This is a genomic window from Rhizobium sp. RHZ01, assembly GCF_014851595.1.
Lineage (GTDB): Bacteria > Pseudomonadota > Alphaproteobacteria > Rhizobiales > Rhizobiaceae > Rhizobium > Rhizobium altiplani.
In genome coordinates this window covers 1-22,919 of record NZ_JACUZZ010000024.1, presented here as the reverse complement: position 1 = coordinate 22,919, position 22,919 = coordinate 1, and the positions used below count along the sequence as shown (strand labels likewise).

At 61.5% G+C, this 22,919-nt stretch carries 22 protein-coding genes; 10 read left to right on the top strand and 12 right to left on the bottom strand.

Annotated features, from left to right (window positions below):
* Nucleotides 1-13: 13 nt before the first annotated feature.
* On the top strand, nucleotides 14-451 hold the full coding sequence (locus IB248_RS22365) for an NUDIX domain-containing protein (RefSeq protein ID WP_051085592.1): 438 nt from the start codon (nucleotides 14-16) through the stop codon (nucleotides 449-451).
* Between the two features lie 9 nt (nucleotides 452-460).
* On the opposite strand, the gene IB248_RS22360 is transcribed toward IB248_RS22365, so the two are convergent.
* Nucleotides 461-1,447, bottom strand: coding sequence for a glutathione S-transferase family protein (locus IB248_RS22360; protein WP_026371828.1), 987 nt, complete (start codon nucleotides 1,445-1,447; stop codon nucleotides 461-463).
* 270 nt (nucleotides 1,448-1,717) lie between these two features.
* Between IB248_RS22360 and IB248_RS22355 the strand changes: the two genes are divergently transcribed.
* Both IB248_RS22355 and IB248_RS22350 read left to right on the top strand, forming a co-directional pair.
* Nucleotides 1,718-2,218 carry an N-acetyltransferase gene (locus IB248_RS22355; RefSeq protein WP_025660399.1) on the top strand — a complete coding sequence of 167 codons (501 nt, stop codon included), beginning with the start codon at nucleotides 1,718-1,720 and terminating at the stop codon, nucleotides 2,216-2,218.
* Between the two features lie 72 nt (nucleotides 2,219-2,290).
* The gene (locus IB248_RS22350) at nucleotides 2,291-3,601 is read left to right on the top strand and encodes an MFS transporter (RefSeq protein WP_169682754.1); all 1,311 of its coding nucleotides are present in this window, start codon (nucleotides 2,291-2,293) and stop codon (nucleotides 3,599-3,601) included.
* Here IB248_RS22350 and IB248_RS22345 read toward each other — a convergent pair.
* The 5 genes from IB248_RS22345 to IB248_RS22325 are packed head-to-tail and all read right to left on the bottom strand — an operon-like array spanning nucleotide 3,598 to nucleotide 10,843.
* Entirely contained in the window at nucleotides 3,598-4,014 is a 417-nt protein-coding gene (locus tag IB248_RS22345; RefSeq protein ID WP_018857600.1) for a GNAT family N-acetyltransferase, read from the bottom strand. The two genes, IB248_RS22350 and IB248_RS22345, sit on opposite strands and share 4 nt — an antisense overlap.
* Before the next feature lie 4 nt (nucleotides 4,015-4,018).
* Nucleotides 4,019-6,088, bottom strand: a complete 2,070-nt coding sequence (locus IB248_RS22340; protein ID WP_169682751.1) for a hypothetical protein — start codon at nucleotides 6,086-6,088, stop codon at nucleotides 4,019-4,021.
* Between the two features lies 1 nt (nucleotide 6,089).
* Nucleotides 6,090-8,903, bottom strand: a complete 2,814-nt coding sequence (locus IB248_RS22335; protein ID WP_018857602.1) for a DUF4159 domain-containing protein — start codon at nucleotides 8,901-8,903, stop codon at nucleotides 6,090-6,092.
* Entirely contained in the window at nucleotides 8,900-9,820 is a 921-nt protein-coding gene (locus tag IB248_RS22330) for a DUF58 domain-containing protein (RefSeq protein WP_018857603.1), read from the bottom strand. The genes IB248_RS22335 and IB248_RS22330 overlap by 4 nt, the downstream gene beginning before the upstream one ends.
* Nucleotides 9,821-9,832: 12 nt before the next feature.
* The gene (locus tag IB248_RS22325) at nucleotides 9,833-10,843 is read right to left on the bottom strand and encodes a MoxR family ATPase (RefSeq protein WP_018857604.1); all 1,011 of its coding nucleotides are present in this window, start codon (nucleotides 10,841-10,843) and stop codon (nucleotides 9,833-9,835) included.
* A gap of 158 nt (nucleotides 10,844-11,001) precedes the next feature.
* Here IB248_RS22325 and IB248_RS22320 point away from each other — a divergent pair, with 158 nt between their 5' ends.
* Genes IB248_RS22320 through IB248_RS22310 form a run of 3 tightly spaced genes read left to right on the top strand, consistent with a single transcriptional unit; the run spans nucleotide 11,002 to nucleotide 13,519 of the window.
* Nucleotides 11,002-11,625, top strand: a complete 624-nt coding sequence (locus tag IB248_RS22320; RefSeq protein WP_018857605.1) for a DUF1285 domain-containing protein — start codon at nucleotides 11,002-11,004, stop codon at nucleotides 11,623-11,625.
* Nucleotides 11,622-12,272, top strand: a complete 651-nt coding sequence (locus tag IB248_RS22315; protein ID WP_018857606.1) for a CoA pyrophosphatase — start codon at nucleotides 11,622-11,624, stop codon at nucleotides 12,270-12,272. The genes IB248_RS22320 and IB248_RS22315 overlap by 4 nt, the downstream gene beginning before the upstream one ends.
* Nucleotides 12,269-13,519 (top strand): CCA tRNA nucleotidyltransferase, encoded by a 1,251-nt coding sequence (locus tag IB248_RS22310; RefSeq protein WP_192241686.1) that lies wholly within the window; start codon nucleotides 12,269-12,271, stop codon nucleotides 13,517-13,519. Before IB248_RS22315 ends, IB248_RS22310 begins: the two co-directional genes overlap by 4 nt.
* A gap of 1 nt (nucleotide 13,520) precedes the next feature.
* Here the strand turns inward: IB248_RS22310 and IB248_RS22305 are convergent, their stop codons facing one another.
* The 3 genes from IB248_RS22305 to hemF form a co-directional block, all read right to left on the bottom strand.
* The gene (locus tag IB248_RS22305; RefSeq protein ID WP_018857608.1) at nucleotides 13,521-13,706 is read right to left on the bottom strand and encodes a DUF1059 domain-containing protein; all 186 of its coding nucleotides are present in this window, start codon (nucleotides 13,704-13,706) and stop codon (nucleotides 13,521-13,523) included.
* 111 nt (nucleotides 13,707-13,817) lie between these two features.
* Nucleotides 13,818-14,078, bottom strand: a complete 261-nt coding sequence (locus IB248_RS22300; protein ID WP_025660392.1) for a hypothetical protein — start codon at nucleotides 14,076-14,078, stop codon at nucleotides 13,818-13,820.
* Nucleotides 14,079-14,168: 90 nt separating this feature from the next.
* On the bottom strand, nucleotides 14,169-15,083 hold the full coding sequence (gene hemF, locus IB248_RS22295; protein ID WP_018857610.1) for an oxygen-dependent coproporphyrinogen oxidase: 915 nt from the start codon (nucleotides 15,081-15,083) through the stop codon (nucleotides 14,169-14,171).
* Between the two features lie 166 nt (nucleotides 15,084-15,249).
* Between hemF and IB248_RS22290 the strand changes: the two genes are divergently transcribed.
* Nucleotides 15,250-15,510, top strand: a complete 261-nt coding sequence (locus IB248_RS22290) for a hypothetical protein (RefSeq protein ID WP_026371829.1) — start codon at nucleotides 15,250-15,252, stop codon at nucleotides 15,508-15,510.
* A gap of 5 nt (nucleotides 15,511-15,515) precedes the next feature.
* Here the strand turns inward: IB248_RS22290 and IB248_RS22285 are convergent, their stop codons facing one another.
* A complete protein-coding gene (locus IB248_RS22285) occupies nucleotides 15,516-17,162 on the bottom strand; it encodes a Na/Pi cotransporter family protein (protein ID WP_018857612.1) in 1,647 nt (548 codons plus the stop codon).
* A 193-nt stretch (nucleotides 17,163-17,355) separates the two neighbouring features.
* Complete coding sequence (locus IB248_RS22280) at nucleotides 17,356-17,817, bottom strand: tRNA (cytidine(34)-2'-O)-methyltransferase (protein ID WP_018857613.1); 462 nt, start codon at nucleotides 17,815-17,817, stop codon at nucleotides 17,356-17,358.
* A gap of 388 nt (nucleotides 17,818-18,205) precedes the next feature.
* Here IB248_RS22280 and IB248_RS22275 point away from each other — a divergent pair, with 388 nt between their 5' ends.
* Nucleotides 18,206-20,062 (top strand): ABC transporter ATP-binding protein, encoded by a 1,857-nt coding sequence (locus tag IB248_RS22275; protein WP_062370252.1) that lies wholly within the window; start codon nucleotides 18,206-18,208, stop codon nucleotides 20,060-20,062.
* A 60-nt stretch (nucleotides 20,063-20,122) separates the two neighbouring features.
* Here IB248_RS22275 and IB248_RS22270 read toward each other — a convergent pair whose 3' ends face one another.
* Nucleotides 20,123-20,332, bottom strand: coding sequence for a ribbon-helix-helix protein, CopG family (locus IB248_RS22270; protein WP_018857615.1), 210 nt, complete (start codon nucleotides 20,330-20,332; stop codon nucleotides 20,123-20,125).
* A gap of 182 nt (nucleotides 20,333-20,514) precedes the next feature.
* Between IB248_RS22270 and IB248_RS22265 the strand changes: the two genes are divergently transcribed.
* Both IB248_RS22265 and IB248_RS22260 read left to right on the top strand, forming a co-directional pair.
* Nucleotides 20,515-22,434: an ABC transporter ATP-binding protein gene (locus IB248_RS22265; protein ID WP_113471832.1), complete on the top strand. Its 1,920-nt coding sequence runs from the start codon at nucleotides 20,515-20,517 to the stop codon at nucleotides 22,432-22,434.
* Between the two features lie 323 nt (nucleotides 22,435-22,757).
* Nucleotides 22,758-22,919: ubiquinol-cytochrome c reductase iron-sulfur subunit N-terminal domain-containing protein (locus IB248_RS22260; protein WP_192241685.1), on the top strand; the 162-nt coding region annotated here is incomplete at its 3' end.

Genomic DNA, 22,919 nt, shown 5'->3' with positions numbered 1-22,919 from the left:
ATCGCGAGTGCTGATGCGCATCGTGCATATGTATTTCGCTGTTGCGCGCGGAATGACGATGGGCGTGCGGGCCGCCTGCTTCGATTCGGCGGGTCGTATCTTTCTCGTGCGGCACAGCTACCTGCCGGGCTGGCACATGCCTGGCGGCGGGCTGGAGCGCAATGAGACTGCCGAGGAAGCCTTGATCAAGGAGCTTCGCGAGGAAGGGAATTTGCGCATCCTCGGACGGCCGGAGCTCTTCCACATCTATTTCAATACGGCGGCCAGCCGCCGCGATCATGTCCTTTTCTATAAGACGCAGGTTGAGCAGACGGCACCGCGCCCGCCAGACCGGGAAATCGTCGAGTGCGGCTTCTTCGCGATCGATGATCTGCCAGTGGGCACAACGGACGCAACGCGTCGTCGTCTGGCTGAACTCGCGGGCGAGCGGGAGCCCGCCCACGTGTGGTAGAGCGCAGGGCTAGGCCGCTGCCAGTAGGGCACGGCCATGCGGGCGATCGAGATCCAGTGCCGGGCCGACAGGCACGATGCCGGTCGGATTGATCGTCTTGTGGCTGCGGTAATAGTGGTCCTTGATGTGGCGGAAGTTGACCGTCTCCTTGACGCCCGGCGTCTGATAGAGATCGCGCAGATAGGCCGACAGATTGGGGTAGTCGTCGATGCGGCGAATGTTGCACTTGAAGTGGCCGACATAGACAGCATCGAAGCGCACCAAAGTCGTGAACAGCCGCCAATCGGCCTCGGTCAGTCGATCGCCGAAGAGATAACGACCCTTGCCGAGACGGTCTTCCAGCATGTCCAGCGTTTCGAAGAGCCTGACGACATTTTCGCCATAGGCTTCCTGTGTCGTGGCAAAGCCGGCCTTGTAGACGCCGTTGTTGACGGTGTCGTAGACGACAGCGTTGAGCTCATCGATATCGGCGTGCAGGTCGTTCGGGTAGAAATCGGCGGTCGAGCCCGTCAGATGATCGAAGGCGCTGTTGAACATCCGGATGATTTCGGAGGACTCGTTGTTGATGATCGTGTTGGTCTTCTTGTCCCACAAGACCGGAACGGTCACCCGGCCGGAATAGTGCGGGTCGGCCTTCATGTAGATTTCGTATAGCGTCTTGGCGTCGAAGAGATGGTCGCCGGTGGCGCCGTCGCCGATCTTGAATTCCCAGCCCTTCGAAAGCATCAGCGGATCGACGACCGAAACGCTGATGAGGTTTTCGAGCTTCTTCAGCTTGCGGAAGATCAGGGTCCGATGCGCCCACGGGCACGCCAGCGAGACATAAAGGTGGTAGCGGTCTGCCTCTGCCTTGAAACCACCCGTTCCGGACGGGCCAGCCGCTCCGTCCGCTGTAATCCAGTTCCGAAACTGCGAGGCGGTGCGCTTGAAGTGCCCCTTGGTTTCCTTCGTGTCGTACCAGACGTCATGCCAGACGCCATCAACCAGCATGCCCATATTGTGATCCTTCAAATTTTCCTTGGCTCGAACATATCCCACGTCCTGGCGATTTGCAGGGCGGTAAAGATTGAACACTGCGTCACGCCGCGCCGTCGCTTTCTAAATTTCCATTGGACGACTGAAATTTTTCCTGCTATCGGCGATTTCACATTTCTGGAAACCGATTTGATGTTTGCACCGAGAAACCTGCGACGACGCTGATGCTCCCGAACGCCTGACGGCGTGCTCGAGATCCATCAACTCTGTCTATCCGGTTTCCGTCTCATCATGCACAAGCACGATCTGGTCTACCTCACTGAGGATGCGTCGCACGACGCTGCTATCGAACACATCAACGAAGAAGCATTCGGCCCTGGCCGGCATACGCGTGCGGCCGCCCGGATCCGCGAGCAGGGGCCGCACGATCTCTCGCTCTCCTTCATTTGCGCCGATGATGGCGAGACCATTGCATCTGTGCGCATGACGGCTGTTCAGGCCGGCTCGGTGAATGGGCACCTGCTTGGGCCGCTTGCAGTACGGCCGTCGCACAAGGGTCGCGGCATCGGCCGGGAACTCGTCCGGATTGCCATCGACGCCGCGCGTCGCAAGGGATCGGAAGCGGTCATCCTCGTCGGCGATCCGCCTTACTACTGCCCCCTCGGCTTCGAGCGGGTGGCCCACAACGCGATCACGTTTCCCGGTCCCGTTGATCCGTCTCGCGTGCTGGTCGTGCCGCTTGTCGAGGATGCGCATAGCAGGCTGAAGGGAACTATCGGCTGGCGAAAATAGGTTGCATGCGGTATTGAGAGCCATAGGCCTGAGACACGCTTCGCGTGATTTTTCAGCGGCTTGAGAGGTAGCATGAGCAACGTTTCCATGGACGAGGCGCTGGATCGCGCCGGCACCGGGCCCTTCCAGTGGCGCCTGATCGGCATCTTCGGTCTTGTCTGGACAGCGGACGCGATGCAGGTCCTCGCCGTCGGCTTTACGGCAGCCTCGATCGCGGCCACCTTCGGGTTGACTGTTCCGCAAGCCCTGCAGACAGGTACGCTGTTCTTTCTCGGCATGCTCATCGGCGCTGTCGCCTTTGGGCGCCTGGCCGACAAGGTCGGGCGGCGTCGGGTCCTGATCACCACTGTTGCCTGCGATGCGCTTTTCGGCACCCTTTCCATCTTCGCTCCCAGCTTTGCCAGCCTGCTCGTGCTGCGTTTCCTGACAGGAGTGGCGGTCGGTGGCACGTTGCCTGTCGACTATGCGATGATGGCGGAGTTCCTGCCCGCCAAGAGCCGTGGCCGCTGGCTGGTGGCGTTGGAAGGCTTCTGGGCGGTCGGCACGCTGATCGTCGCACTGGCTGCCTGGGCTGCGAGCGTCGCCGGGGTAGCCGATACCTGGCGCTACATTTTCGCCGTCACCGCAGTTCCGGCGCTGCTGGGCCTGACACTGCGCTTCTTCGTTCCTGAATCGCCACTCTACCTGCTGCGGACCGGGCGGGCGGGCGAGGCCAAGGTGATCGTCAACCGAATGCTGGCGCTGCACCGGAAAGCACCACTGCTGCCCGAGGATCAAATCGTCGCGTCGTCGCAGGTGGCTGAGGGCATCTTCTCCGACGAGCTTCGTCGCCGAAGTGTACTGATCCTGACGATCTGGTTCCTGGTTTCCGTTTCCTACTACGGGGTCTTCACCTGGATGCCGGCGAAGCTGGCCAGCGATGGGTTCGGCTTCGTCCGCGGATACGGCTTTCTGGTCTTCGTCGCCCTGGCTCAGATCCCGGGCTATGTACTTGCCGCCTACGGGGTCGAGGCTTGGGGTCGCAGGCCGACCTTGATCGGTTTCTGCCTGCTGTCTGCGCTTGGTTGCCTGCTCTTCGTGGTTTCTCCTGACGACATGCTGATCGGCGCGTCGCTGCTGGTCATGAGTTTTGCGCTACTCGGGACGTGGGGCGCGCTCTATGCCTACACCCCGGAACTCTATCCCACCGCCTCACGGGCGACAGGCATGGGCGCTGCGGGGGCGATGGCCCGCCTTGGCGGACTGCTGGCTCCATCCCTGATGGCGTTCATCGTCACGGGTGGGTTCGGTCTGGCCATCGGCCTGTTTGCGGGCCTGCTGGTCGTGGCGGCCTTTGCGGCAACGGCGATCGATATTGAAACACGCCAGGCGGCGCTCAGCTAGAGCATCTTGCGCAGAAACGTGCGGGTACGGCCTTTCGGAAACTCTGGTAGTTCGCCGAATATCTCGTAGCCTTGCCGTTGATACGCTCGCAGGGCTAGCGGATTGAAGGTGTCGATCCAAGCCCCATGGCAGCCACGTGCCGCTGCTTCCTCTTCCGCCAAAGCAAGGATCTTGCCGGCCATGCCCTTGCCGCGTTCCTTGTCGGGAATGTACAGCAACTGCGTGAAGAGCCATCCCCAGGCGGTATAGCCGGACAGGCCACCGGTGACGTTCCCGTCGGTATCTCGAATGAGAACCGCGAGCGGTTGCCGTTCGGCTGGGCCGACGTCATGGACGTTGAAGGCTGATAGCGCGTCGCCGATCGTGCTGAGATCATCGGCGGCGGGCGAGCCGGTCACTTCAAACTCGGCCATGCCGCTAACGCCCTTCGCGCCACCACATGGCGCCAAAGGCAAGCAGCAGAATGCCGACACCGGCGAAACCGGCAAACAGCGGCAGGGTGTTGATGCCCCTCAGCACCGTTTCGTTGGTAAGGTGGATCTGCATGCGATCGTCGTCGGCAACGCGGATCTGGCCGCGAACCGGCAGGATCGGCGGGATGCTGATCGCGCCGCTGCTATCGGAAACGCGGGTGACGAGCCCCTTCGACTTGTCGGAAATCGGCTTCAACGCCTCGGTCGTCGAGATCATGGCCTTGAATTCAGGAGCATCGACTGCGCCGACATGCGCCAGCGTCGTCATGTCGCCGTTTCTGATCTCGAAAAGGCCGATCTCGTCCATCTTCTTCTCGGCCTTGAAGAGGCCCGGCTCGGCTTGCGTCAGGGGGAGAGTTTCCGTCCTTCCCGAGGGATATCGGACCGTTGCATTGCCCGGGTCGCCGCCAATGGTCTGACGCGTGATCTCCAGCGTGCGGCCGGATGCGCGTGCCGTCAGGGCCTCTTCCTCAAGGGCGGGCTCCTTCATCAGCCAGTGGGCGACGCGGCGATAGAGCGACACATGCGGGCCTCCGCCCTCGAAGCCGCGGGCCCAGAGCCAGCCCTGGTCGGAGAGCAGCATGGCGACACGCCCCTGTCCGGCGCGATTGAGAACGAGCAGCGGATGGTTGTCAGCGCCGACCATCACCGTCTGGCCCTGCGGCGGCTCCACATCGACGCTGCGGAACCAGCGGCCCCAATGCGGCGGTTCGTCAGCGGATCCATCGAGGCCGCGGGTAACGGGGTGTTTGCGGCCTTCCTCCGAAAGCCGGGGGTAAAAGGCTTTTTCGATCATCTGCCCGGTCGGTGCGGCCGGCAGCACCGACGATAGCGGCGTCAGGGCAATCGAATCCTGGCCGGCATGTTCTGGGCCGGCAGCGATCAACAGCGCGCCGCCATTTTCCACGTACTGGGCGATATAGTCGTAGTAGAGGATCGGCAGCACGCCGCGATGCTGATAGCGGTCGAAGATGATCAGGTCGAAGTCCTTGATCTTATCGACGAACAGCTCGCGGGTTGGGAAGGCGATCAGCGACAGTTCGTTGATCGGTGTGCCGTCCTGCTTTTCGGGCGGGCGCAGAATGGTAAAGTGGACGAGATCCACCGAGGCATCCGACTTCAAGAGATTGCGCCAGGCGCGCTCGCCGGCATGCGGCTCGCCGGAGACGAGCAGAACGCGCAGGTTTTCGCGAATGCCGTCGATCAGGTGGACCGCGCGGTTGTTGGCGTCGGTGACTTCGCCCGGAAGATCGGCGACCGAAAATTCGAGAACGTTGCTGCCGCCGCGCTCGACCTTGAACGAAAAGGGCGTGTCGCGGCCAGGCGTTGCCTGGAGCGTGGCGATCTCGTTGCCGTTGAGTTTCACCGTGACGCTTGCCGTGCCGCCGGGGCTCGGTCCGTCGTCGAAGACGCGCAGCATCAATTGCTGCTCCTCATTGACGATCCCGAAGCGCGGTGCCTTCACGACCTCGATGCGGCGGTCGAACTCGTTGGCCTTGCCCGTGATCAGGCCGTGGATCGGCGCGTCGAAGCCGAGCGCCTGATTGACGCCGGGAACGTCGTGGATTTCGCCGTCCGTCAGCATGATCGCGCCGCCGATGCGCGCGGGCGGCACGTCCGCGACAGCCGCCGAAAGCACATTGAACAGCCGGGTCGAGGGAGCATCGGAATCTTGCGGCTCCGTCGCGTCGACGTAGCGCGGCTCGACATTGGGGAAGCGCGAGAGGCGATCCTTCAACTGCGCCAGGGCATCGTCGGTCATCTTGATGCGATCAGGCGTTTGCTGGCTCTGGCTGCGGTCAACGATGACGGGCACGACGGTCGACAGTGGGTCGCGATCTTCCTGCAGCAAGAGAGGGTTGGCGAGGGCAGCCAGCAAGGCAAGGGCCGCGATCGAACGAATCCATGCGCCGCGCACGCCGCGCCAGATGCCAAAGGCAGCGGTTGCGAGAACAATAACCGCCAGACCCGCCAGGAGCGACCAAGGAATGAAGGGTGAAAAATCAACCGTCATATCACTGTCCCAACCGTTCCAGCAGGGCGGGGACGTGGACCTGATCGGTCTTGTAGTTGCCGGTTAGCATGTACATCATGATGTTGACGCCGCTGCGGTAGGCGTATTCGCGCTGTGTCTCGTCCGGGGGGACCGTCGGCAACAACGGTACCCCATTGTCATCGACGGCCCAGGCACCGGCAAAATCGTTGCCGGTGATGAGGATCGGGGAAACGCCGTCGGCCGTGGCCGCCGACTTGGCGTTTTCGGGACGACTTTCCTGGCGTGCTTCAATCCAGAGCGGGCTACCCGTGTAGCGGCCGGGGAAGCTTGAGAGCAGGTAGAACGATTTCGTCAGCACGTGGTCCGACGGCACCGGTTCCAGCGGCGGAATATCGAGATTGGCAAGGATTTGCTGCAAGCGCTCGCCGTTGGCGCTGACCGAGCCGCCATTGTTGTCGAGCGCGCTGAACTGATCGCGCGTATCGAAGAGCACGGTTCCGCCGGCGCGCATATAGGCATCGATCTTGTTGATTGCAGCTGCCGAGGGCATCGGCGCGGTGGCCGAGATCGGCCAATAGATGATCGGATAGAAGGTGAGCTCATCCTTGGTGAGATCCACGCCGACAGGCGGTGATGGCTCCAACGTGGTGCGGTATGTCAGGAATTCCGTCAAGCCCTCCAGCCCGCGTTCGGATATGTGGTCGACGTCCTGTTCGCCGGTGACGACATAGGCGAGGTGCGTATTGTCGAGCCGCTGGAAGATCTGATCGTCGCCGGGCTTGGAGTCGTCGGCATGCGATTGCCCCGGCTGCAGGAAGAAGGCCGCACTGACCGCCACAGCGACAAGCGCCGCTGTTCGCGCCGCCGGGCGCAGCCTCGAGAAAGCGCCGCTCATGAACATTACGATCAGGCTGTCGGCCAGCAGCAACAGGAAGGCGATCAGGAACAGCGCGGGCTTTGCCGACCAGGTTTCGCCGCCGATCAGCCCTTCGCGCACGACTGTGAGACCCGACGTATCAAGCGGCTTCAGTTCGGCATTCTTCGGCAGGATGTTCAGCGCGGTAAATCCTTCTTCGGAGCCGTAAAGGCCGGGCGGGTTGTCGAAGCTTGCGACCGGCGTGACCTTCGCGTTCGGGATCAGCGGACGCGCCGTGCCAGTTTCGGTCGTGAGTGCGCCTTTGGCGGTCAACAATCGGAAAGGCGGCAGCGCTTCGGCGGTCGATGCACCGCCGGCTTCAGCGGTAACGCCACCGGAACGCGACAACTGGACGAGGCGGCGCAGCATCTCGACAAAATTGCCCGAGATCGGCAGGTCAGACCACGTCGCTTCTGCGCTGACATGGAACAGGACGATCCTGCCTGCATTGATCGGCTTCGTCGTGACCAGCGGCGTGCCATCGGCGAGGCTCGCCCAGGTGCGCTCGGCAAGATCCGGCGTCGGCTCTGCGAGAACCTGCCGCTTGACGGTAACATCGGTCGGCTTCGGCATGCCGGCGAAGGGGCCGAAGGTTGGAAATTCGGCGAGGGGCTGCGGTTCGGCCCATGAGAGCGCGCCACCCAATGCACGCTCGCCCTGGCGCAACGTCACCGGCACCAGCGGATCGTCGGCGGGTGCGGCGGCAAGGCGCGGCCCGGCGAAGCGGACAAGTGTTCCGCCATTTGCGATCCAGCGCTGCAGCGGCTCGTAGGTTTCCTGGGGTAGGCGACCGATATCCGCCATGATGATGACAGATGGATTCTGCGACAGGAGATCCGGGATCGAGGTCGCGAGATCAGGCGTGTTCGGCTCGATCAAATCGGCATAAGGCTGCAAAGCGCGCTGGATGTAATAAAGCGGCGAAAGCAGCGGTTGGAAAGTGTCACCGACCTCACCTGATAGCAGAACCACGCGGCGACGCTTGAAACCGTCGTCGAGCAGATGCACGGCGCCAGCCGTCGCGTGGTTGTCGATGCTGACGCGCGCGAAATCGTTGCGCATCTCAAACGGTGCGGTGATTGATCCGGTCGCGACGCTCTGACCCGGCTGGAAGTCGATCGAGCCGGTCGCGATCGCGCGTCCCTGCGTGTCCTGCGCGGTGATCGGGCGCGAGGCGGCAGCGCCACTGTCGAGGCGCGTGGCGGTGACCGTCATCGCGTCGGCGGCATTGCTTGCGGACGTGATCGCAATCGTTTCGTTTGCGTCTCCTGAGATCAATCGCAATTGGGCAGGCGAGAGGTCGGAAAGCTGGCGGACGGTCGTGTCGTTCTCTCTTGCGGCGGCGCCATCCGTAAGGAAGGCGAGAGTGCCGGGATGGACGCCGTTCAGCGCGGCGCGGAGAGCCTCGAAAGCACGCTGGCGATCCGGCACAAGCGGCTTCGGTTCTGCGGCACGCAGCTTGTCGCGGGCGACGGCTGCCGTTCCGGGGACGGCATCGTTGGTCGGGTCGGCGGTGAAGGCGATCGCCACCGGAGTACCAGCGGATTCCGCGTCGTCGATCAGGGCGTCAGCGGTCTTCACGCGGCGATCCCAATCCGGCGAGGTGGCCCAGCCGTTGTCAACAAAGAGCACGAGCGGACCGCCGGAAGCGATTGAATTGGTGCGCGGATTGAAGACCGGATCGGCGATGGCCAGGATGACTGCGGTCGCAAGCAGCATGCGCAGCAGCGTCAGCCACCAGGGACTCTGGGCAGGGGTTTCTTCCCGCTTCAGGACCGTGGCGAGAATCTTCAGAGGTGGGAAGACTTCTGTCTTCGGGCGCGGCGGCGTCAGTCTGAGAAGCCACCAGATGATCGGCAAGGCCACAAGGGCGCCGAGGATTGCGGGATAGGCAAAAGCAAAGGGGAGAGCGTTCACGCGCGTTCTCCCTGCGTCATCCTTGCGGGCATGCCCGAAAGGTACATGTGGACGGCGACCAGCGCTTCAGAGGCTAGGTGGTCTGTGCGGTGGCTGACGAAGGTCCAGCCCATGTGGCGCAGCGCCTGGCCGAGATCGTCCCGGCGGTCGAGATAGGCGCGGGTATAGGCTTCGCGAACATGCTCGGCGCGGCCGGATGTCAGCTTCGACCCTGTCTCGGGGTCGGTGAATTCGGTGCGGCCATCATACGGGAAGAGCTCCTCGGCCGGATCGGCGATCTCGATCACGTGGCCGCGCAGACCGCGCCGCGCCAAGGGGGCGATGCGCGCCATCACTGCTCGCGCGTCATCGAGAAAATCGCCAATCAAGACGAGTTCGCTCCAGCCGCGGATCATCGCCGTATCGGGCAGCCCTCCGCTCAGCGGCGCGTGCATCAATGCCGTCGCAAGCCGTTCCGCGGCATTGCGTGCGGCAATCGGTTCCATGACGCCGGGACATCCGATGCGTTCGCCGGAACGCGCCAGGATTTCGGCAAGCGCCAGCATGATGACGAGCGCGCGGCCTTCCTTGGAGGCGTTTCCGAAGGTCGACTTGTACATCATCGAGGGAGACATGTCGGCCCAGAGCCAGATCGTATGGGCTGCTTCCCACTCGCGGTCGCGGATGTAGGTATGGTCGTCGCGCGCCGAACGGCGCCAATCGATGCGGGATAGACTTTCGCCCTCGGTATAGGGACGGAACTGCCAGAAATTCTCGCCGATGCCGCGCTTGCGGCGACCGTGCCAGCCGGCGATCACCGTGTTGGCGATCCGCTTGGCCTCGACCAGACAATCCGGCACAAGGCTCGCCCGCTGCCTTGCGCGAGCGAGGGCGTCATTGCCCGAGGTCGGATTGACGATCTGTCCGATGGGTGCCACGCAGACGCTTCCTTATCCCTTGGCCTGCTTGACCAGCCCTTCGATGACATCGCGAACCGACATGCCTTCCGCGCGGGCCGCAAATGTCAGCGCCATGCGGTGCTGCAGCACCGGTTCCGCGAGGGCATGGACGTCGTCAATAGACGGCGCCAGGCGGCCTTCGTAAAGGGCACGGGCGCGGGCGCAAAGCATCATGGCTTGGCCGGCGCGCGGACCAGGGCCCCAGGCGACGTTCTTGTCGGTCGCGGCATTTCCCTGACCCGGACGGGCCGAGCGAACAAGCGCGAGGATGGCGTCGACAACCTTGTCGCTGACCGGCATCTGGCGAATGAGCGTTTGGATTTCGACGAGGCGCTCCGCGTTCAGGATCGCTTGCGGCGTCGTTTCGCTGGTCCCGGTCGTCTCGAGCAGGATCTGTCGCTCGGCGGCGAGCTCCGGATAGTGGACGTCTACCTGGAGAAGGAAGCGGTCGAGCTGCGCCTCGGGCAAGGGATAGGTGCCTTCCTGCTCCAGCGGGTTCTGGGTGGCCAGGACGTGGAAGGGCGCGGGCAGATCGTAGCGGTGGCCGGCAACGGTGATGTGGTATTCCTGCATGGACTGCAGCAGGGCCGATTGCGTGCGCGGCGACGCGCGGTTGATTTCGTCGGCCATGAGGAGTTGGGCGAACACCGGTCCCTTGACGAAACGGAAGGAACGGCGGCCGCTGTCATCTTGGTCCATCACTTCGGAGCCCAAGATATCGGAAGGCATCAGATCCGGTGTGAACTGGATGCGGTTGGAGGCGAGGCCAAGCACTTCGCCGAGGGTAGTAACGAGTTTGGTCTTGGCAAGGCCCGGCACACCGACCAGCAGGGCATGGCCGCCCGAAAGAACCGCGAGAAGAGTGTTCTCGACGACGCTTTCCTGGCCGAAGATCACCTTCGAGACTTCACCCCGCACGGCGGCAATATCTGCAAGGGCCTTCTCGGCCGCGGCGATGATCGCCTTTTCATCGAGGGGGGCTTCGGTCTTCATCATACCCATAAGGCATCTCCAGCGGGTGATATCATTCGTCGCGAATCGGCAGACTTACACGCAAGCGTCATACCAGATAGAGTTATGGAGATGTTGCGGGCTGACAAGTTCGTTCCGAATGACTATCTCGTGACCTTCTTGAGTTAAAGACAAACCGGGACAGAAGAATGGCAGCCGAAGAGATCAAGGCGACAACAGACGCGGCCGGTCTTGCTGCGCTGATTTCGCGCGCCGCCGGTGATGCAGGGGCCAAAGCCCGAGGCCTTCCGCCCGTCGACAAGTGGAATCCGCCGTTCTGCGGCGATATCGACATGGAAATCCGAGCGGACGGAACATGGTTCTACATGGGAACGCCGATCGGCCGGGCGCCGCTCGTCAGGTTGTTCTCCACGGTCCTGCGCAAGGACGAAGATGAGAAGACCTACCTTGTAACCCCCGTCGAACGGGTTGGTATCCGGGTTGTCGATGCGCCGTTCGTCGCCGTTGAAATGAATGCCGGAGAAAGGGATGGCGAGCCGCTGTTAACTTTCCGGACCAATGTCGGTGACGTGGTCGAGGCTGGGCCGGAGCATCCGCTGCGTTTTGTAGTTCATGGCGAAAACAGCGAGTTGAAGCCCTATCTTCATGTTCGCGGGCGGCTGGAGGCGCTGGTTTCGCGACCGATCATGTACGAACTCGTCGAGCTCGGCGAACGCCTTGAAGTCGACGGTAAGACGATGTTCTGTCTGCGCTCCGGCGGTGTGACCTTTCCTGTCATGCCGGCGGAAGAACTGGATGCACTCTCCCGATGAACAATGTTTTGACCGAAAACCGTTCGCTCTATTCAGCGGCTGAATTCCGCCGTCGCGCTCTTCACCAGAGCGGTGGTCCGGTGGATCTCTCCTGGCGTGATCACGGCGATCACATTCTCAACCCCGATATCGTCACGCAGGTGGAGACCTTCAAACTTCGCGATGCCGCGGTGCTGGTGCCTGTTATCGACGATGGTGACGATGCGCATGTGATTTTCACGCAGCGCACGGCGACGCTGCGCAAGCATTCCGGACAGATCGCGTTCCCGGGTGGAAAGATTGACGCCATCGACGGCTCCGCCGAAAAGGCCGCAATCCGGGAAACCGAAGAGGAGATCGGCATCGACGGCTCCTTTGTCGAGACCGTGGCGCGGCTTCCGAACTATCTGGCGTCGACCGGCTTCCGTATAACGCCAGTGCTCGCCGTTGTTCGGCGCGGCTTCGAATTGAAACTCAACCCCACCGAGGTGGATGACGTGTTCGAAGTACCGCTGTCCTTTCTCATGAACCCGGCCAACCACAGCCGCGACAGGCGCGTGCTTGACGGTCTCGAACGACAATTCTACCGGATGCCCTATGAAAGCCGGATGATCTGGGGCATTACCGCCGGCATCGTTCGCACCCTCTATGAAAGGCTCTATGCATGACCAACCTTGGCAACGAGGCATGGTTCAAGGATCCGGCTCTGACGCGTGTTTTTGCGTTGCTCAACTCTGATGGAGAAGGGCGCGTCGTCGGTGGGGCGGTCCGCAACAGCCTCATGCGGCTTCCGGTCAGTGACATTGATGTCGCCACGACCCTTACGCCGGAGCAGGTCATCGAGCGGGCGGTTGCCGCTGGGATCAAGGCTGTGCCGACCGGCGTGGCGCACGGCACTGTGACCCTCGTCATCGATGGCAAGCCGTTCGAGGTCACGACGCTGAGGGCAGACGTGGAAACCGATGGGCGGCGTGCAAAGGTAGCCTTCAGTTCCGATTGGCGGACAGACGCGGAACGCCGCGACCTCACGATCAACGCGCTCTATGTCGACGCCAAAGGCGATGTGATCGACCTGGTCGGTGGTCTCGCCGATATCGAGAAGCGCAATATCCGCTTCATTGGGGACGCGGCGACGCGTGTTGCCGAGGACTATCTGCGTATCCTGCGATTTTTCCGGTTCTTCGCCTACTATGGCTCCGGTCGTCCGGATGCTGATGGGTTGAGAGCCTGCGCATCGGCTCGCGCCAAGCTGAAGACGCTTTCAGCCGAAAGGGTCTGGTCGGAACTGCGCAAGCTACTCAGCGCCGAAGATCCCGGACGGGCACTTCTGTGGATGCGACAGGTCGGCGTGCTCAGCGAAATCCTGCCAGAGACTGAGAAATGGGGGATCGACACCATTCCGACATTGATCGGTACGGAGCAAGCGCTTGCCTGGAAGCCAGATCCGCTTCTGCGTCTTGCTGCCATCATTCCGCCCGATGGCGATCGGCTGGAGAAGATGGCGGCGCGCCTCAAGCTGGCCAATGCCGAGGCCGCCTGGTTCAAGGCATGGGCCAAGGCGCCTGTTATCAATGATGAATTGTCCTCGGCCGCCCTTTCACGACTGCTTTTTCGGCACGGCGCCGACGGCATCAATACCCGCTTGAAACTTGCGCTGGCAACAGCACGCGGCAAGGCGGAAGGTGACACACAGGAGATGGCTCGCTCGGCAAGGCTCGGCAAGCTGCTCGAACTGGCGGATAACTGGAAGAAACCGCAATTCCCGATCAATGGCGGCGACGTCATGGCTGCCGGTGTCCCGGCCGGGAAGCAGGTCGGCGAGACGCTGTCGGTCTTGGAAAACGCCTGGATCGAGGAAAACTTCATACCGGACCGGGCGGCGTTGCTCGCCCGGCTGAAGGATCTGGTGGGGTAGTTTAGGCCGCTGTCGCCTCGTTGCGGATGCGGGCCTTGATGTTTTCTACCATGTTTTCGCGGATCACGGTCTCGCCGTGGGCGTTGCGCATATGTTCGACAACGCGACGGACGATTTCGGCATCGTCATTCGCGCGGGTATGCCAGTCGCATCCAGGAACGAGCGTTCCGCATTCGAAGAGTCTCATTCTTTTCCTCCTTCGGTTTCATGCGATTGCGCGATGATGCAATGGCTGAATGCTCGAGGGGTAAGAAGGTTCCGGCCGGCGCGAAGGACCGGCCGGTTGGTCATTTTCTTGTTATTCGGGCATCGCCCAGGATCTGAAGCAATCTGTCGCCGCCTTGTTGTCCGGACGCTTTGCCAGACGGTCCAGTTCTTCCGGTGTCTTGCCGCCTGCCAGCTGGAGCTTCACTTGTTCCACAAAGCAGGAAAGGGGAAGGTCGGAGCCGCTTTTCGCCCGGAGCCGTTCTGCAATCCGGCTCAAAAATTCGGGTGCATCCATAGATGGGGGTTGCTCTGGCGCACCCGCCGATGCCGCAGAGCTACTTTGTACCGTCATGACAATCCTCCTCCGATTGTTACGCGTACATGCACAGAGTTAGTGGTCCAGTCTCCGAATTTAAGCCCTTCAGACGTCTTTTTTGTCTGATCACGGCCAACGGACAAGAGGGGGCAAGGATGAGAGAATGGACTCGACGTTTCCTCCTGTCTTGAGGCCAAAGATTGTACCTCGATCATAGAGTAAATTGAACTCAACATAGCGCCCACGGCGAATCAATTGTTCGTCACGATCCGCGTCTGTCCACGGCTTATTGAAGTTGGTGCGAACAATGCGTGGATAAACCATGGCGAAAGCCCGTCCGACGTCGCGGGTGAAGGCGAAATCGGCGTCCCATCCGCCGGCTTCCTCGCCGGAATGCAGCCAGTCATAGAAGATGCCCCCGATGCCGCGCGCTTCGTTGCGGTGCTTGAGGAAGAAATACTCGTCGCACCATTTCTTGTAGGCGGCGTAATCGGCGACGCCCGAGTGGCTGCGGCAGGCGATCTCCATCGCCTTGTGAAACAGCTGGCTGTCCTCATCTTCCTGCGTACGGCGGCGGTCGAGCACTGGCGTCAGGTCGGCGCCGCCGCCGAACCAGCGGCTCGAGGTTACGACCATGCGCGTGTTCATGTGAACGGCCGGTACGTTGGGGTTGACCGGATGGGCGATCAGCGAGATGCCAGAGGCCCAGAAACGCGGATCTTCCTTGGCGCCGGGCATCTGGGCGCGCAGATCAGGCGCGAATTCGCCATAGACGGTGGATGTATGCACGCCAACCTTCTCGAAGACGCGGCCATGCATCATCGACATGCGGCCGCCGCCACCGGCGCCATTTTCGCGCGTCCATTCCTTCGCCACGAAGAGGCCGGGTTCTCTATCGGAGAGTGGGCCCGAGAGTTCGTCTTCGAGCGCTTCGAATGAGGCGCAGATAGTATCGCGAAGACTTTCAAACCAGGCGCGGGCGACTGACTTCTTCTCTTCGATATCGTCCGGCAGGCCGATCGGAAGTTCGGGTCGTTCCATTTCATCTCTCTCCGAGCGGGTCGCCATCGACTCGCGCTTTCGTCTTTGCTGCTCTGATAGCAGGTAGGGCAGGGTCCTGCCAGCAGAGGCGATGCCTGAGGGCTCCTCAGATTCGACTCGCAAAAGGCGGCTTTCGATACTAACTTTTTGTCACAGAGGTAGGCTCATGACGAAAATCCCTGGACCTCCGTCGTTCGACGGTCTCAAGCGACGGATTGCTACCCACCGGGCGGAAGGCACACCCCGGAATAACGATCGTTTCGTGCGACAAACCTATTGCCTCAATCTGCTCGACGCGCGCGCCAAGGCGCGCGAATGGTTCGACGAGTATCCCAAGGCCGCGTACTGGACGGAGGTCGAGAGTTGGCGTCAGTTGGAAGGCGACCAGATCGAATTCACCATGCGCCGGCTGCCGTCCGCCGATTGATCGGTCTACTCGGCCGCACCCTTCAACCTGCTTTCGATGAGCAGGCCGCTTTCGTCGAGGATGGGGTGGGCGACGGAGACGATGTGGGCGTTGATGCGCTTTAGGTCGCGCAGCATGTCGAGGTGCAGCGAGCTTGTCTGCAGGCTGTCGGCGCGACCGTCGCGCAGGCGCTCCAGATGCCGCTCCGACGATTGCTTTTCCATCCGGCGAACCTCGACCTTCACCTCCATCAACTGCCTGGCGAGATTGAAGTCGCCGGTGACGAGGATCGTCTGGGCAATGCGCAGATTGTCGATCGTAAGGTGGAAGAGCTTGCGCAGCTCCTCATAGCCTTCCTCGGAGAATTTCAAGCCGAGCGAAACCTTCTTCGTCACCTGCGGCATCAGCCCCTTCTCGATGATGTCGCCGATGTGTTCGAGATTGATGGCGTAGTCGATGATCACGATCGAGCGGCGCCCGTCCTCTTCGCTGAGCCCGGCATGGCCGAGCTTGGAGAGATAGATCTTCACCTCCTGCTGCAGGCTGTCGACCCGCTTTTCCAGCGACGGGATTTCCTTCAGGTTCGCCAGGTTGTTGGCCTCGAAGGCATCCGAGGCGCGCATCAGCATGCGTTCGATCAGGTCACCGACGCCGAGCACCTCCCTTGTCGCACTGGCCAGCGCCACGACCGGTGTCGCCAGCTCCTGCTGGTCGAGATAGCGTGGTCCGCCCTCCGCCTGGGCCTCCTCCGGCACCAGCCTGAGCATCAACCGCGAGAGGGGGCGGGAGAACGGCCAGGCGAGCGCAGCCAGCATCAGGTTGAAGCCTAGATGGGCGTCGACCGGCAGTTTCGCCGGCGTCAGCGGCAGCGTTCCAAGCAGGTCGGCGCCGTAGCCTGCGAGCGGCAATGCGATCAGGCAGCCGATGGCGCGTACGATCAGATTGCCGAGCGTGACGCGCCTGGCGGCTGCCGGACCGGCAAGCGAGGCGATCACCGGCGGAATGGCGCCGCCGAGATTGGCGCCGAGCACCAGAACGATGATCAGCCCTGCTGACAGGATGCCCGTCGAGGCCAGCGAGAGAATGAGGACGACGGCGGCAAGGCTCGACGACGAGATGAAGGCGATGACTGCGGAAAAGGCGAGTGCGACCGGCCAGGCATTGTCGAGCAGGGCAATGAAGGCGCCGAGCGCCGGCGACTGCCGCATCGGTTCGGTGGCGCTGCTCAAAAGATGCAGCGACAACAGCATCAGGCCGATGCCGATCAGTGCGGTGCCGCCGCCCTGGCGCGACGACGAGCCGCTGCGATGCAGCACCATGCCGGCAAGGATCACCAGTGGTGACAGCCACGCGATGCCGGTGGCGACGATCCAGGCGGTCACCGCGGTTCCGACATTGGCGCCGAGCAGGACGATCTGCGCCATGCGCGGCTTCACCAGCTCGCGCTCGACGAAGGAGGCGACCATCAGCGCGGTTGCCGTCGAACTCTGCAGCGCAATCGTCGCAAAGAAGCCCGAGACGAACGAGCGCAGGCCGCTGCGCGTGCCGGTGGCAAGGCCGGTGCGCAACCGCGCCCCAAACGCACGCGACACGCCGTCCTTCACCTGGGCCAGGCCGAACAGCAGCAGCGCTACCGCGCCGAACAGGTTGATCATGACGATCGTCGATTCCATGCTGCCGTTTCTTTGCCTCTTATGCGGGAAGGGTGTTCCTTCGAATATAGGTTCTCAAGTGTTTGAAAATATGGCGTTACGCGCGCAATTTTTATTGCTCGGCTAAAAACTATACGCTGCTTGGGGAAATTCACAACGTCGTTCGCGACATATTTTGAAGCGGTATCGTCGTCGAGGTCGCGAAGGTCGGAAATCAGCGCCAGACGGTCTGCCGCATGGCTTCTCCGACGATCATCGCAGCCGAGACGGCGACGTTTATCGAGCGTTGGCCTTCCACCATGGGAACGAGGATCCGGGCGTCGGCTGCCGCGTGGACATGATCAGGGACGCCGGCGCTCTCGCGGCCGAAAAGAAGGATGTCGTCGTCACGGAATGCGAAGTCGGTATAGCGGTCGGACGACTTGGTGGACGCCAGCACCAAACGCCGACCGGTAGCCTTTCGCCAGTCCTCGAAGCGATCCCAATTGACATGGCGGGTGAGGGCGGCTGCGGCGATATAGTCCATGCCTGCCCGTTTGAGGTTGCGGTCGGATATGTCGAAACCAGCAGGCTCGATAATGTCGACAGCGAAGCCAAGACAGGCGGCGAGACGCAGGATGGTTCCCGTATTGCCGGGTATGTCAGGCTGATAGAGCGCTAGTCTGAGGATCGCCATGGTCTAGGCCGTATTTTTCGGTTTTCGTCGAAGGACGCCTATTGCAACTGTGATTTCAGCGCAATAGGGCGCATTTTGGCCGATAATTGTTCAATTTCCGGCCGGTCGGGGCTGGAAATTCTGCTTGATTCGCGTTAAGGGTGCACATCTTTTAATCGCCAGAAGGGAGCGCCAAGATGGAAATATTGCCGCGTATGCGCTCTCGATGCGTGACCCCGCGAGTGGCGACCTGGCACGCGTAGTGCCATTTCTCTCCTGAGTTCCCATTTCTAACCTTTGCGCGGCCGTTATGGCCTCGTCCCGTGAACGTCCGGTTCCCATATGAGCTCTCAAGCGCCGTTTTGCGCGAGCCGGGGAGGCTGGACCGATCAGGTTTCGGAGCATTTTCATGTTTGGCTGGTTCGAGCAGCGACTTAATCCTTTCCCGACCGAGGAGCCGGTTGCTCCTCCGAAGGGTCTTTTTGCATTTTGCTGGCACTACACGAAGCCGGCAGCACCGTGGCTCGCCATCATGGCAGTGCTGACGGCGCTGATCGCCGTCGGCGAGGTGGCGCTCTTCCAGTTCCTCGGTGATATCGTGGACTGGCTGACTAAAGCCGACAAGGCGACATTTCTGGAGTCGGAATGGCCGAGGTTGGCATGGATGGGATCGTTGATCCTCATCGGCCTGCCGCTGGCGGCGGGGCTGGATTCACTCATCATGCATCAGGTGCTACTCGGCAACTATCCGATGATCGCACGCTGGCAGATGCACCGTTTCCTGCTGCGTCACAGCATGACCTTTTTCGCCAACGAATTCGCCGGACGCGTTGCGACGAAGGTGATGCAGACGTCGCTTGCGGTTCGCGAAACGACGATGAAGATCCTCGATGTCTTCGTCTATGTCGTCACCTACTTCCTGTCGATGATCATTGTGATCGCTGCTGCCGACTGGCGGCTGATGATACCGATCCTCGTTTGGCTCGCTGTCTATATCGGAATCGTGTCCTACTTCGTGCCGCGGCTTCGCAAGATCGCGGCACAGCAGGCGGATGCGCGCTCTATGATGACGGGGCGGGTGGTCGACAGCTACACGAACATCGCGACGGTGAAGCTGTTCTCGCATGCCGGCCGCGAAGAGACCTATGCGCGTAGCGGCATGGAGGAGTTCCTCGAAACTGTCCACTCGCAGATGCGTCGCGTCACGTTGTTTCATATATCCGTCTATATGAACAACTGCGTGGCGTTGTTCGTGGTGTCCGGCCTGTCCATCTGGTTCTGGCTGAACGGACAGATCTCGGTCGGTGCCATTGCTATTGCGATCGGTCTTGCCATGCGTGTCAACGGCATGTCGCAGTGGATCATGTGGGAAGTCTCGGCGCTGTTCGAGAACATCGGCACGGTCTATGACGGCATGGAGATGATGACGAAGAAGCATGACATCGTCGACAAGCCGAACGCGCCGCAGTTGTCAGCGAGGAAGGGTGCAATCCACTACGAGCGCATCCGCTTCCACTATGGCAAGGGCAAAGGTGTCATCGACAATCTCTCCCTAGACATCAAGGCGGGTGAGAAGGTCGGCCTGGTCGGTCGCTCCGGTGCCGGCAAGACGACGCTGATGAACCTGTTGCTGCGCTTCTACGATCTGGAGGCCGGCCGCATCACGATCGATGGGCAGGACATCTCGGGCGTGTCCCAGGAAAGCCTGCGTGAACTGATCGGCGTCGTGACGCAGGATACGTCCCTGCTGCACCGGTCGATCCGCGACAACATCGCCTATGGCCGCCCGGACGCGACCGACGCCCAGGTGATCGAAGCCGCCAGGCGTGCGAATGCCTGGGACTTCATCGAAGGGCTTGTCGACATGCAGGGCCGCACAGGGCTCGACGCGCAGGTAGGCGAACGCGGCGTGAAGCTCTCCGGCGGCCAGCGTCAGCGCGTCGCGATCGCCCGCGTCTTCCTGAAGGACGCGCCGATCCTGGTGCTCGACGAGGCGACATCGGCGCTCGACTCCGAGGTCGAGGCAGCGATTCAGGAAAACCTATTTGCGCTGATGGAAGGCAAGACGGTGATTGCGATCGCGCATCGCCTGTCGACCCTGACCGAGATGGACCGTCTGATCGTGCTCGACAAGGGCAGGATCATCGAGGCCGGCGCCCACGCAGAGCTGGTCCAGCAGGGCGGTATTTACGCTGACCTGTGGAACCGTCAGTCCGGCGGCTTCTTGGCGGATCACTCGGAAGAGGCGGAAGAGGCGGCCGAATAGAAAGAAGCCCTCCCTGCGGATGCGGGGAGGGCTTCTCTTTTCGTGTCCATGGATGTGGTGTCAGAGGCTGTCTGCCCAGTCTTTCACCCGGTTTCCTTCGACAAGCATGCTATTGGTCGACACAAGCGTACGCAATGCGAACAGACGTCGCTCTTCCTCGCGATCGACCCACGTAGAGATCGCCTCGGCGATTGCCTCGTCGTAGGACATTTCCAACTGTTCAACGATTGCATCAAGTCGTTCCGCAAGGGGCAGCGGAATACTCGACAATACTGTCTTCCTTGCTTGCATCGCGGCCGTCTCCCGTAAGAATCCATTGTACCTCGAGATTGTGACGAGGTCAGTCTCATTCAACAACGATGCCGTTGTTGTTACCGATTGTTACGAAAATATAAGGTTGCGCCCTGGGGCCGTTGCTTTCCCGCCCTGGCTAATAAGCCTATATCGCATTTATGCTGATAAAACGACTCCTTCGTGTCTTTGAAAATTGGATTAATCCCTTTGCGCCGCGGGAAAACATTCAGCCCCCGCGTTCCACGCTTGGATTCATCTGGTTCTATATCGGGCAGGCGAAGACGCCCTTCGTCGCGATGCTCGTGCTCGGCGGGATGTCGGCGGCAATCGAGGCGGCGCTCTTCTGGTTCGTCGGCCGGCTTGTCGATATCCTCGCGACGATCACGCCGGCCGCAGGCTGGAGCGGCCTTCTTGCCGCGCACGGCGCCGAACTCTTCGGTATGCTCGTCCTTATCGGCATCGTCCGCTTTGTCGTCGCGCTGTTGATTGCGCTCGTCGATCAGCAGGTGATCACGCCCGGCTTCTATAACCTCGCGCGCTGGCAATCCTACCTGCATGTTTCGAGGCAATCGCTCTCGTTCTTTCAAAGCGATTTCTCCGGCCGCGTCGTCACCAAGGTCTGGTCGGCGGGCCAGGCCACGGGCGATCTGGTGACGTCGCTGATGGAGAGCGTCTGGTTCGTCGGCATCTATGCGGCGACAACGCTGGTGCTCGTCGCGCGGCTGGATCTCTCGCTTGCCGTGGTCGTGCTCTGCTGGCTCGGCGTGTTCGGCGTTCTCGCGCGTTATTTCGTGCCCCGCATCCGATTGCATTCCCGGGAAACGGCGGAAGCGGCGTCGATGATCAACGGGCGCATGGTGGACGCCTACAGCAACATCCAGACACTGAAGCTGTTTGCGCGTGACGAAGAGAGCGACCGCTACATGCGGCAAGGCTTCGACTTCTATCAGCACACTGTCCTGCGGTTCACGCGCTTCATCACCGGGGTACGCGCCTCGATGGCACTGCTTTCGGGCATCATGATCGTTACGATGGCCGGACTGAGCGTTCATCTTTGGCTGGCGGGGCTCATCAGTTCCGGCGCGGTCGCCTTCTCGCTGGCGCTTGTGCTGCGCCTCAACTTCCTTCTCGGCCGGCTGATGACCCAGTTCAACGGCATCATGCGCAACCTCGGCACGATCCAGAATGCTGCCGAGCTGATCTCGCAGCCGCTTGGACTGGTCGATCGCCCCGGTGCCCGCGACCTTACTATTCGACAGCCCGGCATCCGCTTCGAGAACGTCTCTTTCCACTACGGCAGACCAGATGGCGTTATCGACAACTTCTCGCTCACGATCGAGCCGGGGGAGAAGGTCGGCATCGTCGGGCGCTCGGGCGCCGGCAAGTCGACACTGGTCAACCTCCTGCTGCGGCTCTACGACCTCGAAGGTGGACGGATCTTGATCGACGGCCAGGACATTGCGTCCGTCACGCAGGAAACCCTGCGCATGCAGATCGGCGTTGTCAGCCAGGATACGTCGCTCCTGCATCGTTCCGTCCGGGACAATATCTTGTTTGGGCGCCCTGATGCGGGCGAGGCGCGGTTGGTCGAAGCGGCTCGGCGCGCGGAAGCGCTTGGCTTCATCGAGCGCCTGCAGGACCAGAATGGCCGCAGGGGTTTCGACGCGCACGTCGGGGAGCGTGGCGTGAAGCTTTCCGGCGGTCAGCGCCAGCGTATCGCGATTGCGCGCGTCATGCTGAAGGATGCGCCGATCCTCGTTCTCGACGAAGCAACATCGGCGCTGGATTCCGAGGTGGAAGAGGCGATCCAATCCAATCTGATCGGCCTCATGCAAGGCAAGACGGTGCTTGCCATCGCGCATCGGCTCTCGACCATCGCCGCCCTCGACCGATTGATCGTCGTCGACGAGGGGGGGATTATAGAAGAGGGGACGCACGAAGCTCTGCTGAAACAGGGTGGTCTCTATGCCGAACTCTGGGCACGGCAATCCGGTGGGTTCATCGCAACCGATGTCGAGGCGCCACCGCCCGGTTCAAAGGCACACCGTAAACTCGGCGACGAGGCCAAAGTCGTCTGAGATGCAGTATTACCTTCGGTCCACTGGAATGGTTTCAGCCGTAGTGGCCGGTCGGCGGGAACGCCGTCGACGCTGGTGCCGAAGGCTCGAGTTGGTGCAATGCGCAGCTGTGGCAAGCATGTGATTGTCTTCGAAAATCATCTGAAAATTCCCGCGACATTGTGCCCACATGGCCTTGCCAAGGCTGGACATAATTTGCGATCAAGCTTAGAACGCGCCGGATTGGTGGGGAATCTATGGTCGAATTGTGTCGCGACAGATTCGCCGCCGCGAGGAGCAGGGGCGGAGTTCCGCAAAATTTGCGTAGAGGATGGTTATAAGCCGTGAGCGAACACGAAACGACAGGCGAGATCACGGGCGAGCCGACTCGCCGTGATTTCCTTTATCTCACCACAGGCATGGCGGGGGCGGTTGGGGCCGTTGCGGTTGCATGGCCGTTTATCGACCAGATGCGTCCGGATGCTTCGACGTTGGCGCTGGCCTCG

Excerpts from the sequence above, each read along its gene's own strand:
- IB248_RS22365 (WP_051085592.1), top strand. The coding sequence starts at position 14 with ATGCGCATCGTGCATATGTATTTCGCTGTTGCGCGCGGAATGACGATG.
- IB248_RS22360 (WP_026371828.1), bottom strand. The coding sequence starts at position 1,447 with ATGGGCATGCTGGTTGATGGCGTCTGGCATGACGTCTGGTACGACACG.
- IB248_RS22355 (WP_025660399.1), top strand. The coding sequence starts at position 1,718 with ATGCACAAGCACGATCTGGTCTACCTCACTGAGGATGCGTCGCACGAC.
- IB248_RS22350 (WP_169682754.1), top strand. The coding sequence starts at position 2,291 with ATGAGCAACGTTTCCATGGACGAGGCGCTGGATCGCGCCGGCACCGGG.
- IB248_RS22345 (WP_018857600.1), bottom strand. The coding sequence starts at position 4,014 with ATGGCCGAGTTTGAAGTGACCGGCTCGCCCGCCGCCGATGATCTCAGC.
- IB248_RS22340 (WP_169682751.1), bottom strand. The coding sequence starts at position 6,088 with ATGACGGTTGATTTTTCACCCTTCATTCCTTGGTCGCTCCTGGCGGGT.
- IB248_RS22325 (WP_018857604.1), bottom strand. The coding sequence starts at position 10,843 with ATGGGTATGATGAAGACCGAAGCCCCCCTCGATGAAAAGGCGATCATC.
- IB248_RS22320 (WP_018857605.1), top strand. The coding sequence starts at position 11,002 with ATGGCAGCCGAAGAGATCAAGGCGACAACAGACGCGGCCGGTCTTGCT.
- IB248_RS22315 (WP_018857606.1), top strand. The coding sequence starts at position 11,622 with ATGAACAATGTTTTGACCGAAAACCGTTCGCTCTATTCAGCGGCTGAA.
- IB248_RS22310 (WP_192241686.1), top strand. The coding sequence starts at position 12,269 with ATGACCAACCTTGGCAACGAGGCATGGTTCAAGGATCCGGCTCTGACG.
- IB248_RS22305 (WP_018857608.1), bottom strand. The coding sequence starts at position 13,706 with ATGAGACTCTTCGAATGCGGAACGCTCGTTCCTGGATGCGACTGGCAT.
- IB248_RS22300 (WP_025660392.1), bottom strand. The coding sequence starts at position 14,078 with ATGACGGTACAAAGTAGCTCTGCGGCATCGGCGGGTGCGCCAGAGCAA.
- hemF (WP_018857610.1), bottom strand. The coding sequence starts at position 15,083 with ATGGAACGACCCGAACTTCCGATCGGCCTGCCGGACGATATCGAAGAG.
- IB248_RS22290 (WP_026371829.1), top strand. The coding sequence starts at position 15,250 with ATGACGAAAATCCCTGGACCTCCGTCGTTCGACGGTCTCAAGCGACGG.
- IB248_RS22285 (WP_018857612.1), bottom strand. The coding sequence starts at position 17,162 with ATGGAATCGACGATCGTCATGATCAACCTGTTCGGCGCGGTAGCGCTG.
- IB248_RS22280 (WP_018857613.1), bottom strand. The coding sequence starts at position 17,817 with ATGGCGATCCTCAGACTAGCGCTCTATCAGCCTGACATACCCGGCAAT.
- IB248_RS22275 (WP_062370252.1), top strand. The coding sequence starts at position 18,206 with ATGTTTGGCTGGTTCGAGCAGCGACTTAATCCTTTCCCGACCGAGGAG.
- IB248_RS22265 (WP_113471832.1), top strand. The coding sequence starts at position 20,515 with ATGCTGATAAAACGACTCCTTCGTGTCTTTGAAAATTGGATTAATCCC.